Consider the following 13,859-nt stretch of genomic DNA (forward strand, 5'->3'; position numbering starts at 1 on the left):
CGAGTCATAAGGGGGTATGAGCAATGACATAACATTACCATCTGGCGATTTTCCAACACTTGAACAGGGTTGGGTCTGGCTGTGCGGTGCGGGTCCGGGTGATCCGGGGTTGCTGACACTTCATGCACTAAACGCATTAAAACAAGCCGATGTGGTGATTTACGACGCACTTGTGAATGATGCTATCTTGGATTGGGCACCACAGGCGGAAAAGATTTATGCGGGTAAACGTGGTGGTAAACCATCGGCGAAACAGCGTGATATATCGCTCCATCTGGTGGAACTGGCGGAATCTGGCAAACGCGTGTTGCGCCTGAAGGGTGGCGATCCATTTGTATTTGGCCGCGGTGGCGAAGAAGCACAGACATTGATTCAGCACGGTATCCCTGTGCGCATCATCCCAGGTATTTCAGCGGGTATCGGCGGGCTGGCCTATGCCGGCATTCCTGTAACGCACCGCGATGTGAACCAATCCGTCACCTTTGTCACGGGCCACGATCAAAGTGGTGAAACCCCTAGTTCCCTGAATTGGCAGGCCATTTCCGATGGCAGCCAAGTTTTGGTGATATATATGGGCATTAAACATGTCGAACGGATCGCAGGTGAATTATTGAACGCAGGGCGTGGAGTGGATGAACCCGTCGCCGTTGTCACCAGTGCGACAACCCCCGATCAGCGCGTTTTGGAAACCACGCTTGGAAATTTGAAATCCGATATGGATGCGGCGGGCATGGCGCCCCCTGCGATCATTTGTGTGGGCAAATCTGTGCTAATGCGCCAAGTGTTGGATTGGCAAGGTATGATGAACGGTGAACCGCCGCGCAACCTTGACCCATTAAACCGTGGTCGTCCTGCCGAAGCATCATGAACGGCGTGATCATCGCCGCACCCGGTTCGGGCAGCGGCAAAACCACCATCACCCTTGGATTGTTGCGCGCATTGCGCAACGCAGGCATCGCGATCCGATCCGCTAAAAGCGGCCCCGATTATATCGATCCACGATTTCACGCTGCTGCATCTGGCAATGAATGCGTGAATTTGGACGCTTGGGCGATGACGCCAGAGCGTATCCAATCGCTTGCATCAGGTGAAACCCCAATGGTTATTGAGGGTGCGATGGGTTTATTCGATGGCGCACCGCCCGCAGGCAAAGGTGCCAGTGCCGATTTGGCGCGAGTTTTGCAAATCCCTGTGGTGCTGGTGGTTGATGTATCACACCAAGCACAATCAGTTGCCGCCGTGGTATCAGGCTTTGCCAATCACCGCGCGGATGTACGCATTGCGGGACTGATCCTGAACAAGGTTGGTAGCCCACGCCATGAAACCATGCTGCGCGATGCGCTGATTGATACACCAATCCCCATATTGGGATGCGTCCATCGCAATCCAAAATTGCAAACCCCGTCGCGCCATTTGGGACTGGTTCAGGCCAGCGAGCGTGGCGATTTGGAAGAATTTTTGGAAAATGCTGCGGCTGTGATGACAGATTGCATTGATCTGGTCAAATTTCAGTCCCTGTTTTCACCAATGGCAACCACGAATAATGCACCCAAAATCCTGCCCCCCCCCGCACAATCCATTGCCATTGCATCAGACGCTGCATTCGCGTTTTCCTATCCACATTTGTTGGATGCATGGAAATCCGCAGGGGCGTCATTATCGTTTTTCTCGCCTTTGAACAACGAAGCACCTGCCAGCGCCGATTTGGTGATTTTACCTGGGGGTTATCCCGAATTACACGCAGGCAAATTGGCCGCCAATGACACATTCCTAAACGGTGTGCGAAATGCGCCCAGCGTTTACGGTGAATGCGGTGGGTATATGGCCATGGGGGATGGCATTGTTGACGCCGATGGTGTGGCACATAAGATGCTTGGGTTGCTCAACCTTGAAACCAGTTTTTTCAAACGAAAACTGACACTTGGCTATCGTTCCTTATCTTGCAATGGCGGCATTTTTGACGGTCACTTGAACGCGCATGAATTCCACTATGCGACCACGCTGCATGCAAAGGGTGATCCGCTGTTTTGCGCATCCGATGCCAGCGGCATAGCCCTGCCCGATATGGGCCTGATCAATGGACATTTTAGCGGAAGTTTCGCACATGTCATTGACCGCGCGTAAACCGCGCTCTACTGCTTGCGCATGACTTCTGATTCAACTGCACGGCGCAACGTCGCCCTTCTTGTTTTTGCCCAAGCATTCCTTGGCGCACAAATGCCGATGGTATTCGTGATTGGTGGCCTTGCAGGGCAATCGCTGGCGTCAAATGTGTGTTGGGCAACATTGCCAATTTCTATGATTGTGTTTGGATCAATGACCACGGCACCATGGCTCAGCCAAGTGATGCAAAATCATGGTCGCAAGCTTGGCTTTTTCATTGGGGCATTGGGCGGTGTGATCGGGGCAAGCATCTGTGCCTACGCCCTCACCCAATCGTCATTCACACTCTTTATGATCGGTAGTTATTTCACCGGCATATACATGTCCGCCCAAGGTTTCTTTCGCTTTGCCGCGATAGATACCGCATCTGAATCCTTCCGCCCCAAGGCGATTTCCTATGTGATGGCGGGGGGCTTGGTATCTGCGATCATGGGGCCACAGTTGTTGAACCTGACCACAGATGCATTTGTCATTCCATTCCTTGGCGCATATTTGACCATCATCGCAATCAATGTGATCGGCTCCATTGCGTTTTTGTTTTTGCGCATCCCCTTGCCCGCAAAACCAACCGAAGCTGACGGTAAATCGCGCACACGACTTGAACTTCTCTTAACCCCACGCATCGCGGTTTCAATCATCTGTGCCATGGTCAGCTATGCATTGATGAATTTGGTCATGACCGCCACACCTTTGGCGGTGGTTGGCTGTGGATACGCACAATCAAGCGCATCAAATGTGGTGATGGCACATGTGTTGGGCATGTTCGTCCCCAGCTTTTTCACAGGTCATTTGATCGCGCGTTTTGGCGTGGAAAAAATTGTAGGCTCAGGCCTTGCCATCCTGTGTCTTGCTGGCATCGTGAACCTTGCAGGCACTGATTTGTTAAACTTCTATGGTGGGTTGATCCTGTTGGGGATCGGTTGGAATTTTGGCTTTATCGGCGCTACATCCATGCTGGCTGGTGCGCATACCCCCGCCGAGGGTGGCAAAGTTCAGGGTATGAATGACATGCTGGTCTTTGGCATGGTGACAATCGGATCAATCGCATCGGGTGGTTTGATGAATTGTTCGGGTGGCACGCCTGTTCAGGGCTGGATTTCTGTGAACCTTGCCATGGTGCCGTTCTTGTTGCTGGCGGGTGGATCACTTGTTTGGTTGATTAAACAAAACCAACGGTTTGCCTAAGCATCCCTTCTCCATTTTGTTCAAATATCCAAATGGGATTTACACAACTGTGTAAATCCTCGTTTTAGAACCTGTTTCTAAAACTCAAATGTAATAATCGGAATTTTTTCGAAAATTCTGATTGCACCAAACCATCATCTGCAACCAACGCGGGGTTGGCGATCACATCGCGCAGCACCGAGTGCGCCATCCAGCCTGAACGAAGCGCGGCGCGTGCGGGTTTTGCGATATTACGCAACCCTATCCCTGCATCGTTTAAACGGGTCAAGCCATCACGGGCGAGTTCCCCCACGGCCGTATTGCGCCCATCAACCAGCGGATAACGCTGTGCATTTTCCAACGCGGGGATTGCGCGAAACATCGCGGCCAGCCCGACGCCATATCCATATTCCATTAACGCTGGACGCATATCTGCACCCGCGCCCGTGGCCATTGCAGATAATGCCATCAGCCCACCCGCCGTATCACGGATATATGCCTCGAACGCCGCTAAATCACTGTGGGGTTCTTTGTAAATGTCCCAGCGGCGTGCGTTGATCAGCGCATCAAACAAATCGCGCGGCAAATCGTTTTCGCGAATAACTTCAACCAGCGGTGTGACAACCTCGTGACGGCGCACTTCGCCACCTGTGTAAATTTCCTCGACCGCATCCAGCCACCATTGCAGGCGCATTTCTGCGATCATCGCCTCTTTCGTCACCCAAGGTGCGCGCGCGATTTCAAGGTTGAATGCATAAAGCACAAACAGGTTTTCACGCGCCCCAATCGGTGCGGTCATCGCCGACATAAACCGATCAGGATCACCCCGTTGCACCAGTTCTGCACAAGCCTCGATGGTCATACGGGCATCACGCCATCATGGATTAGCTTCCAATTAATCGCGTCTAACAGGGCCTCGAACGAGGCATCAACGATATTGGGTGAAACGCCAACGGTGGACCAATGCACACCCTTGCTGTCCTTGTGTTCGATAATCACGCGTGTCACGGCCTCGACCCCGCCATTGGTAATGCGCACCTTGAAATCAACCAGTTTCATATCGTCGATCACGGCCTGATATGGGCCCAAATCCTTGGCCAATGCCTTGGACAGTGCATTGACGGGCCCGCGATCCTTGCCTTCGTTATCCATGCTTTCGGATACGGACAGAACCTTGTGATCGCCGATTTTGGCAACAACCACGGCCTCTGATATTGTGACCATCTTGTCGCGCTTGTTTTTGCGCCGCTCAACGGTGACACGGTAACGTTTGATGTCGAAAAACTTGGGCAATTCGCCCAACACACGCCGCGCCAGAATTTCAAAACTCGCCTGCGCACTATCGTAGGCATAGCCCTCGTCTTCGCGTTGTTTCACCTTTTCCAGCATCTTGCCCAAACGCGGATCACCCTTTTCCACGCTTAACCCAGCCTTGCTCAAGCGTTCGCGCAGATTGCTTTGCCCTGCTTGGTTGGACATGGGGATAATGCGGGCATTGCCCACGGTTTCGGGTGGGATATGTTCATATGTGCTGGGATCTTTGAGGATCGCAGATGCGTGTAACCCTGCCTTATGCGCGAATGCGGATGCACCGACATATGCTGCCTGTTTGTGGGGCACGCGGTTTAAAATATCGTCCAACATGCGCGAAATTTGTGTCAATCCGCCCAGCGCAGATGGTTTAACCCCTGTTTCATATGCACTGGCATATGGTTCTTTAAGCAAGAGCGTTGGGATCAGGGTTGTAAGGTTCGCATTGCCACAACGTTCACCCAAACCATTCAATGTCCCTTGGATTTGACGTGCACCTGCATTCACCGCGGCCAATGAATTGGCAACCGCATGTTCGGTGTCATTATGGGTATGAATACCGATGTGATCACCCGGAACGCCCAGCGCGATCAAGGCAGATGTGGCCTTTTGAACATCCGCTGGCATTGCACCACCGTTGGTATCGCACAACACAACCCAACGCGCCCCCGCATCATATGCGGTTTTTGCAGCCTTTAGCGCATAATCTGGATTGGCCTTGTACCCATCAAAGAAATGTTCGCAGTCAAACAGCGCCTCGCGCCTCTGTGCCACGATATGTTTCACACTCGCATCAATATTTTCGATGTTTTCGTCCAATGTAATGCCAAGCGCCGTTGTCACATGAAAATCATGGGTTTTGCCAACCAAACACACGGCGGGTGTGTTTGCATTCAGCACCGCCGCCAAAACATCATCATTCGCCGCAGACCGCCCCGCACGTTTGGTCATGCCAAATGCGGTGAATGTCGCGTGTTTGAATTTAGGCGATGTGTCAAAATAATCGCTATCCGTTGGGTTTGCCCCCGGCCAACCACCCTCGATATAATCAATGCCCAGCGCATCGAGCGCATTGCCAATGCGGGTTTTATCATCCGCCGAAAAATCCACCCCTTGGGTTTGTTGCCCATCGCGAAGGGTCGTGTCGAAAAGGTATAGACGTTCGCGGGTCATTTGATGGACTCCAGTTTTTCTAAATCAAAGTGCTGGCTTCTGCCCCACTTTGTACCATCAGACGCAGGATCAACGGCGATCCCAGCTTCACCAAGGCTGTCACGAATGTAATCTGCGCGTTCCCAGTTTTTCTGTTTGCGTGCTTCTCGTTGTTCATCGAGTAAACTATTTACCATTGCTTCTACTTCTGGGGGAAGCATAGTCGCTTCGATGTCTTGGTCCGTTGAAAAACCAAGGAAATCCATTGATGCGCGCAACGCGCCAGCGTTTTTGTCTTTCACCAATCCATGCATCGCAGCAATGGCACCAGCAGTATTAAGGTCATTTGCAAGGGCATCGATCACGCCCGAGTATGGCTGTTGACCATCCTCGGCATGTGCAGCAATTTTCGTCCACTTCCTCAACGTCGCCTCTGCCTCTTTCGCCTTCTTATCCGTCCAATCCATTGGCTTCGAATAATGCGTGCTCAACATAACAAAGCGGATGACCTCGCCGCTATACCCTTGATCCAGCAAATCGCGCACGGTGAAAAAATTGCCAAGGGATTTGGACATTTTCTTGCCCTCGACCTGTAACATTTCATTGTGCATCCAGTATTGGGCGAATGAATCTGTCCCGCAACATGCACAGCTTTGGGCGATTTCGTTTTCGTGGTGGGGGAATTGTAAATCTAGCCCGCCGCCGTGAATATCGAATTTTTCGCCAAATAATTCACGCGCCATTGCGCTACATTCGATATGCCAGCCTGGGCGGCCATATCCCCATGGGCTTTCCCAGCCTGGTGTGTCGCCATCCGATGGTTTCCACAGCACGAAATCCATGGGGTTTCGTTTATATGGGGCAACTTCGACACGCGCACCTGCGATCATGTCATCAACGCTACGCCCTGATAATTTGCCGTAATGCTCTTTCCAGCTATCCACTGCGAATAACACATGCCCCTCGGCGGCGTATGCGTGCCCCTTTTCGATCAGCTCGCCAATCATATCGACCATTTGTGAGATATATTCGGTGGCACGCGGGGCAAGTGTTGGTTCCATTGCACCAAGTGCGCCCATATCATCCAGATACCACTGAATGGTTTCATCAGTGATATCGCGAATGCTGCGCCCTGTTTCGGCGGCCTTGGCGTTAATCTTATCATCCACATCGGTGAAATTACGCGCATAGGTGACGTGATCATCCCCATACACATGGCGCAACAGGCGAAACAGTGTGTCAAACACCACCACAGGGCGCGCATTGCCCAGATGGGCGCGGTCATACACCGTGGGGCCACAGACATACATCCGCACGTTTTTTTCATCGAGGGGTTTGAACTCCTCTTTCTTGCGGGTCTTTGAATTATGTAGCTTGATCGTGGTCATGGTCTATCTCGCGGTTTTGCCGCGGGCATATCACTTGTATCCATGTTTGAAAATAAGAGAACCGCCCGCGTGATGTATCAGCAGGTAATAATACAGCAAATAATGATGCAATTGGTTCTCATGGGGTATTCTTAATGCTAGTTTCACAACAAACGCAAGCCTTTGAGGAAAATTGATATGCCCAAACATGATCCCGCCCCTGCATTTCGCGCATTACACCAACGTGGCAATCCGTTTGTCCTGATGAACGCTTGGGATGTGGGCAGTGCGCGTATCATGGCGGCAATGGGGGCACAGGCAATTGGCACTACATCTTCGGGATATGGGTTTACCCAAGGGTTGCCCGATATGGGGCATTTAACGCGCGATCAACATTTGGATCATGCCGCCGACATTGTGGCGGCAACACCCCTGCCCGTGTCTGGTGATTTTGAAAACGGCTTTGGTGATGCACCAGAAGATGTGGCAGAAACCATTCGATTGGCTTGCGAGGCAGGATTGGCGGGTTGTTCGATCGAGGATACAATGTTGCCCAGCGCAACACCCTATGATTTCGCGCTTGCCGTGGATCGTATCCGCGCGGGCGCGGATGCCGCGCGTAACCTGCCCCGTGATTTTGTGCTGGTGGCACGTGCAGATGGCATTATGAACGGGCAATATGATGTGTCAGAGGCGATTAAACGTCTGCAAGCGTTTGATGCTGCAGGTGCGGATTGTTTATACGCCCCGCTCCCTGCCAGCATGGATGATTTGAAATTGATCTGTGATAGTGTTTCGAAACCCGTCAATGGGCTGGCCGCGGGGGCGTACACAAAATATAACCGCGCGGATTTTGCCAATATCGGGGTTGCGCGTATATCGCTGGGATCGGCATTGTCGCGTGTCACACATCAGGCAATCGTAGATTGCAGCCAGTCCATCCTGCATGACGGGGGTTTTGCCAGCCTGTCTAGTGGTGCAAGTGGTGGCGATATTGATGTACTATTGGCGAAGGGCAGCGTTTGACGCTTGCAATTTTTCATCAAACGCCCACATTGATTGGAACAATACAGGGGAAATTTATGCGCCGTTTATTCATTGTTTTTATCGCGTCATTCCTGCCCATGATGGCAATGGCACAGGATTATCCTGCATCGCTAACATCTTATGTGAATGATTACGCCGATATCATTGATGCGGATACAGAAGCGCGGATTACGCAAACGCTCACCGATTTGCGCGAAACCAAAGGCGTGGAAATGACTGTGGTGACTATCAATTCCACCGCTGATTACGGCGATAAAACGGATGTTCCCACATTCACCACGGGGTTGTTCAATCACTGGGGTGTGGGCGATGCGGCAAAAAACAACGGAATTATGTTTCTGGTGTCCAAGTTTGATCGCGAAATGTTTATCGGGCTTGGCTCTGGCTACCCGCGTGAATTTGATAAACGCATGGATTATCTGTTTGACCAGCATGTAAAATCGCATTTTCAGAAGGGCGATTATTCCAAAGGTATCGAAATTGGTGTAACCGAAACCATCGAACGCACCGCTGATAATTGGGTTGAACCCCAAACACCGCTGTTAGAACGTATCGCGGCCAAGATTGTCCCGATCCTGATTCCATTTGTATTTTTGCTGTTCTTCCTGTTCATCCTGTTTCGCAACAAAATGTCGGATACATGGGTGCGCACCAAATCATGCCCCAATTGCGGAAGGCGTGGATTATCGCGGGATCGCGAAACCACACAAACCGTCACCCGCACCACCCCCGGTGAACAGATATTGCGCACACGTTGCCGCCATTGCGATTATCGCGATGATCACACACATATCATCCCCGTACGCAGCAGCAGTTCATCAGGTGGCGGCGGCAGCTTTGGCGGTGGTGGATCGTCTGGCGGCGGTGGCGGTGGCCGTTGGTGATTTAAACATTTTTCTTGCGCGGTGAAAAAAACCGTGCAAGCATTTTATCCATGATTGATCTTGATTGGATGACAGCGCTGATTGTCCGCACAATTGGTGCAGAGCGCGGTCGTGCCGCACGGGGTTCGCCCGCCTAAGGTTTTCAACCAAATTGAAACCCTTATTCAGAGATTATCACATGACAACAAAAACAACCCGTCGTTCCGGAGGCCGCGCAGCCAGACAAGCGCTTCGTGCTGCCCCATTAACCGAGGATATCCGCCCTATTCGATCTGGAATGGAGGGGGGCAATTATAAACCCCTGTCTGATGCAGAAGTTTTGCGCATTCATCACGCCGCACTCGATGCGCTTGAAACCATTGGTTTGGCCGATGCGCCACCATCGGGTGTGGATGTGATGACAAAGGCGGGTGCAATCCTTGGCGATGATGGTCGGCTGCGATATCCCCGTTCCTTGGTCGAGGATATGCTGGCCAAGGCTGCGAAAAAGGTCACGTTATATTCGCGCGATGGCAAAAACGATCTCGAATTATGGGGTAATCGTGTGCATTACGGCACGGCGGGTGCGGCGGTGCATTTGGTTGATGTGGAAAACAACGAATATCGCGAATGCACGGTTCAGGATTTGCACGATGCCGCCAAAATCACGCAACAGCTTGATAACGTGCACTTTTTCCAACGCCCGATGGTGTGTCGCGATATTCCTGATAATTTTGAAATGGATCAAAATACGATCTATGCGGCCTGTTCAGGCACAACCAAACATGTAGGCACCAGTTTTACCGAACCATCATTCATGCCGGGCATGTTTGATCTGATCTATGACATTGCAGGGGGCGAAGCGAATTTTCGTGCTCGCCCGTTTATATCCAATTCCAACTGTTTCGTCGTTCCCCCCATGAAATTCGCAACCGAGAGTTCGGAAGTGATGGAATACTGCATTCGTGCGGGCATGCCCGTGCTGTTACTTTCGGCTGGACAAGCGGGCGCGACCGCCCCTGCCAGCATTGCAGGTGCAATTGTTCAGGCCGTCGCGGAATGTCTGGCGGGTGTGGTTTATGTGAATGCCATTGCACCCGGACACCCCGCTATTTTTGGCACATGGCCGTTTGTGTCTGATCTGCGCACAGGGGCGATGTCTGGTGGTTCTGGCGAACAGGCGTTATTGACCGCTGGCTGTGCACAGATGCATAAATTTTACGGCCTGCCCGGTGGTGCCGCGGCGGGAATTGCCGATGCAAAAATGCCCGACATGCAAGCGGGATATGAACAGGCACATTCCAACGTTATGGCAGGACTATCAGGGTTGAATATGGTGTACGAGGCCGTGGGTATGCATGCATCCCTACTTGGCTTTTGTCTGGAAAGTCTGATCATTGGTGATGATCTGTTGGGGCAATCATTGCGCTGTGTGCGCGGGATCGAGGTGACAGAGGATAGCCTATCACTGGAAACCATGCGCGATGCTTGCCTGAATGGGCCGGGGCATTATTTGGGGTCCGAACAGACACTGAACCTGATGCAGCGCGATTACGTTTACCCTCGCCTTGGTGATCGCACATCGCCCAAAGAATGGGTGGAACGTGGAAAACCCAATTTAATTGAAAACGCGATAAAGTTTAAAAACGAAATATTGGCAAAACCATCCGCCGTTGGGTTTGATCACGCGATGGATAAAATGTTACGTGAAAAATATAAAATACATTTAAAACAATGAACTAAAGTAAGAAGCGCATGTAAAGAAAATACCATATTCCGAAGCCCGATTTGGGTTTTCCGAAATATCACATTTACAGGGGTTGATGTATTTCATTTCCTGTAAAATTGGTGCAAAACAACGCTAACTGAACACAAGAGATAACAATCCCATGCATCCAGCGCCATCTGTCATTTTATTCACTGCGGCATCTGGGCTTGGTTTTGGGCTCTTGTTTTTCTTGGGTATTGGACGCCCTGATGTAACGGGTACATCGGCGTTTATCTTTTTCTTTTTGGGATATGCGCTGGCTGTGGGTGGGTTGCTCGCGTCTACATTCCACCTTGGCAATCCCAAAAACGCGCTCAAGGCATTTTCGCAATGGCGCACATCGTGGTTATCCCGCGAAGGTATCTTGGCGGTTGTCGCACTGTCGGTAATGGGTATTTACGCCGCCGCCGCGATTTTTCTGAATATTCAAATTCCAGTCATCGGCATGATCGGCGCTCTGCTCTGTCTTGCCACGGTGGGCAGCACATCAATGATCTATGCACAGTTGAAAACCATTCCCCGCTGGAACCATTGGTTAACGCCAGTGTTGTTTTTCTTGTTCGCGCTCACGGGTGGTGCGATGTTGTCCAACCAAATTTGGCTGGCAAAATATCTGATGATCGCGCTGATCATTGTACAGGTGGCATATTGGGCGATTGGTGATGGGTTGTTTAAGGCCGCGGGCTCCACGATGGAAACCGCAACGGGGCTGGGCCATATTGGCAAGGTACGCCAATTCGAACCGCCCCACACGGGTGACAATTATCTTTTGCGTGAAATGGTGCATGTGGTGGGGCGTAAACATGCGGCCAAGCTGCGCATTATATCGTTGATAACACTGGGAATTATCCCGCTTGGTATGATGTTTTTCATCCCCAAGATGGGTCATGCATGGGGTGCTGTGATGTTACTATCGCATATCGTGGGTCTTGGCGTTGCGCGATGGTTGTTTTTCGCACAAGCCGAACATGTTGTTGGATTGTATTACGGCAAACGCTAGGCCAGCGCTTGCCCGCCTTTGCGTTTTCGACCAAACAAACCCAGTGCCCCAAGTGCAGACAGCAATAACACGATTGATGCGGGCAACGGTACGGGTGCAATTTCGATGTTATCAATGGTGAAATGCGTATCCCCTGCGGTCAGATTCACAGATTGATTGGCTCCCAACGTGGGTGGCGTATAAATTCCGCTGATGACAAAGCTTTCAAGCCCAGAGAAATCTGACCCCATGACGAAGCCGAGTGTGTCAACCTCTGACCCTGTGACGGTGCTGGCGACCAAACCTGTTGAATCATATCCCTGAAACAACACATTGTCCCAAACATAAGGCGTGCTTTCAATCCCGCCAAATCCGATATCCGTTTCAATATCCACACCAAAACCAAGCGCACCAATATCCAGTGACATCACATCAAATGCGCCGCCATCATCTCGGGTGATTGTATATGAACTCCCATATGGGCCAGTGAATTGATCAACATGCAGATCACCAAAATACCCAGTGGTGAAATTGGTGGTTACATTGAATCCATCTTGCGAATAGTTGCGCCCAAAATTGGTGCCTTCAAAATCAATCGTTACACCAAATGCCGCGATTGGCGCCCCGATAAGGGTGGTTGCAAGAAGTGCACCATAAATTTTTTGCATAAACATATTTGTCCCCAATAGTTTCCAAGAAAAATATTACAGGCACACGCAAATATTCATTGTCGCCATATCCACACGTTATGGTAGATCACCCATTGAGAAAGTGATTTTCAGCACTGATTGGGTGAAATAAGTACCGCGCAAAATTGTGATCTATACTTGCCACATTGCGCTTGGTCATGATGCAAAAGCTGCATAGGTTGGCGTGAAAATAAAGAGGCCGCCCATGCAAAAATTCTCGCTCCTTGATTTATCCCCTGTGTCAGAGGGTCATTCAACCGCAGATGCGCTCAATAACACGGTTGAATTGGCACAAGCCGCTGAAAAATCAGGGTTTCATCGGTTTTGGCTGGCAGAACATCACAATATGCCAGGGATCGCGAGCGCGGCGACATCTGTGGTGATTGGGCATGTTGCGGGGCACACCAAAACCATGCGTATTGGTGCAGGTGGGATCATGTTACCAAACCATGCGCCTCTGATCATTGGTGAACAATTTGGCACACTTGCCACGCTTTATCCTGATCGCATTGATTTGGGGCTTGGGCGTGCACCGGGCACGGATGGTGCCACCGCACAGGCATTGCGCCGTCATATGTCGCCCGAGGATACATTCCCCCAAGACGTACAAGAATTGATCGCCTATTTCGACGATGCCCCCGATAATACCGCTGTTCGTGCAATCCCTGGAACTGGCACATATGTTCCCGTTTGGATACTGGGATCAAGCCTGTTTGGTGCGCAATTGGCGGCATACCTTGGATTGCCATATGCGTTTGCATCACATTTTGCGCCGTCCATGTTGGAACAGGCTATTTCAATTTATCGCAGCACGTTTCAGCCATCACAGTACCTCGATAAACCGTATTTGATGTTGGCGGCGGGAGTTTGTGCGGCGGAAACGGATAGCGCGGCGCAATATCTGCGCACGTCACAGATGTTGGCCTTTGCCCGTTTACGCACAGGAAAACCGGGTAAGCTGCCCCGTCCCGTTGATGATATCGCGGCGCATATTCCCGCCAATATTATGACAGGTGTCGAACATGCCATGTCATTTTCAGCAACGGGTTCGCCAGATACGGTGAAACAACAGCTGCGATCGATCATTGCCACGCACCAACCCGATGAATTGATGATCACGGGCATGATCCATGATCACGCGGCGCGACTTCAATCGTTTGATATTGCTGCAAAAATTCTGGCAGACCTGTGCAATTAACCCGCTTCGTTATCGGGCGCGTCATCATCAAACAATATCCGCGCGGCGTTCCCGTCTGGGTCATCAAACTGTTTGGTTTTGATCGCCCAGAAAAACGCGAGCAACCCAATGCCGCCCAGAAATAATGAAATCGGGATCAGATAGATCAATACAGACAT

General features: G+C 51.1%; 14 protein-coding genes. 9 read left to right on the top strand and 5 right to left on the bottom strand.

Annotated features, from left to right (window positions below; genetic code table 11):
- Window positions 1-16 precede the first annotated feature (16 nt).
- From cobA to BFP76_RS11805, 3 genes are read left to right on the top strand one after another with little or no spacing between them, the layout of a single operon-like run.
- Window positions 17-868: a uroporphyrinogen-III C-methyltransferase gene (gene cobA, locus BFP76_RS11795; RefSeq protein WP_099593839.1), complete on the top strand. Its 852-nt coding sequence runs from the start codon at window positions 17-19 to the stop codon at window positions 866-868.
- Window positions 865-2,124 carry a cobyrinic acid a,c-diamide synthase CobB gene (locus BFP76_RS11800; RefSeq protein WP_099593841.1) on the top strand — a complete coding sequence of 420 codons (1,260 nt, stop codon included), beginning with the start codon at window positions 865-867 and terminating at the stop codon, window positions 2,122-2,124. Before cobA ends, BFP76_RS11800 begins: the two co-directional genes overlap by 4 nt.
- Before the next feature lie 21 nt (window positions 2,125-2,145).
- Complete coding sequence (locus BFP76_RS11805; protein ID WP_099593843.1) at window positions 2,146-3,348, top strand: MFS transporter; 1,203 nt, start codon at window positions 2,146-2,148, stop codon at window positions 3,346-3,348.
- A gap of 64 nt (window positions 3,349-3,412) precedes the next feature.
- Here the strand turns inward: BFP76_RS11805 and BFP76_RS11810 are convergent, their stop codons facing one another.
- Genes BFP76_RS11810 through cysS form a run of 3 tightly spaced genes read right to left on the bottom strand, consistent with a single transcriptional unit; the run spans window position 3,413 to window position 7,178 of the window.
- Window positions 3,413-4,189, bottom strand: a complete 777-nt coding sequence (locus BFP76_RS11810; protein ID WP_099593845.1) for a phytoene/squalene synthase family protein — start codon at window positions 4,187-4,189, stop codon at window positions 3,413-3,415.
- Complete coding sequence (gene cimA / locus BFP76_RS11815) at window positions 4,186-5,811, bottom strand: citramalate synthase (RefSeq protein ID WP_099593847.1); 1,626 nt, start codon at window positions 5,809-5,811, stop codon at window positions 4,186-4,188. Before cimA ends, BFP76_RS11810 begins: the two co-directional genes overlap by 4 nt.
- A complete protein-coding gene (gene cysS / locus BFP76_RS11820; protein ID WP_099593849.1) occupies window positions 5,808-7,178 on the bottom strand; it encodes a cysteine--tRNA ligase in 1,371 nt (456 codons plus the stop codon). The genes cimA and cysS overlap by 4 nt, the downstream gene beginning before the upstream one ends.
- A gap of 177 nt (window positions 7,179-7,355) precedes the next feature.
- Between cysS and BFP76_RS11825 the strand changes: the two genes are divergently transcribed.
- From BFP76_RS11825 to BFP76_RS11840, 5 genes are all read left to right on the top strand, one after another.
- Entirely contained in the window at window positions 7,356-8,183 is an 828-nt protein-coding gene (locus BFP76_RS11825) for an isocitrate lyase/PEP mutase family protein (protein WP_099593851.1), read from the top strand.
- Between the two features lie 56 nt (window positions 8,184-8,239).
- Complete coding sequence (locus tag BFP76_RS11830) at window positions 8,240-9,088, top strand: TPM domain-containing protein (RefSeq protein ID WP_133117432.1); 849 nt, start codon at window positions 8,240-8,242, stop codon at window positions 9,086-9,088.
- A 14-nt stretch (window positions 9,089-9,102) separates the two neighbouring features.
- The gene (locus BFP76_RS14785) at window positions 9,103-9,225 is read left to right on the top strand and encodes a hypothetical protein (RefSeq protein WP_276307912.1); all 123 of its coding nucleotides are present in this window, start codon (window positions 9,103-9,105) and stop codon (window positions 9,223-9,225) included.
- A 41-nt stretch (window positions 9,226-9,266) separates the two neighbouring features.
- Complete coding sequence (locus BFP76_RS11835; RefSeq protein ID WP_099593855.1) at window positions 9,267-10,805, top strand: trimethylamine methyltransferase family protein; 1,539 nt, start codon at window positions 9,267-9,269, stop codon at window positions 10,803-10,805.
- Between the two features lie 151 nt (window positions 10,806-10,956).
- Entirely contained in the window at window positions 10,957-11,835 is an 879-nt protein-coding gene (locus BFP76_RS11840; RefSeq protein ID WP_099593856.1) for a dimethyl sulfoxide reductase anchor subunit family protein, read from the top strand.
- Here the strand turns inward: BFP76_RS11840 and BFP76_RS11845 are convergent.
- The gene (locus tag BFP76_RS11845) at window positions 11,832-12,488 is read right to left on the bottom strand and encodes a VPLPA-CTERM sorting domain-containing protein (protein ID WP_099593859.1); all 657 of its coding nucleotides are present in this window, start codon (window positions 12,486-12,488) and stop codon (window positions 11,832-11,834) included. The genes BFP76_RS11840 and BFP76_RS11845 overlap by 4 nt on opposite strands.
- Before the next feature lie 220 nt (window positions 12,489-12,708).
- On the opposite strand from BFP76_RS11845, the gene BFP76_RS11850 reads away from it, so the two are divergent.
- Window positions 12,709-13,701, top strand: coding sequence for an LLM class flavin-dependent oxidoreductase (locus BFP76_RS11850; protein ID WP_099593861.1), 993 nt, complete (start codon window positions 12,709-12,711; stop codon window positions 13,699-13,701).
- On the opposite strand, the gene ccoS is transcribed toward BFP76_RS11850, so the two are convergent.
- Window positions 13,698-13,859 (bottom strand): cbb3-type cytochrome oxidase assembly protein CcoS, encoded by a 162-nt coding sequence (ccoS, locus tag BFP76_RS11855; protein WP_099593863.1) that lies wholly within the window; start codon window positions 13,857-13,859, stop codon window positions 13,698-13,700. The two genes, BFP76_RS11850 and ccoS, sit on opposite strands and share 4 nt — an antisense overlap.

Origin of the sequence: Paramylibacter kogurei, assembly GCF_002742285.1 — a bacterium.
Classification (GTDB): Bacteria; Pseudomonadota; Alphaproteobacteria; order Rhodobacterales; family Rhodobacteraceae; genus Amylibacter; species Amylibacter kogurei.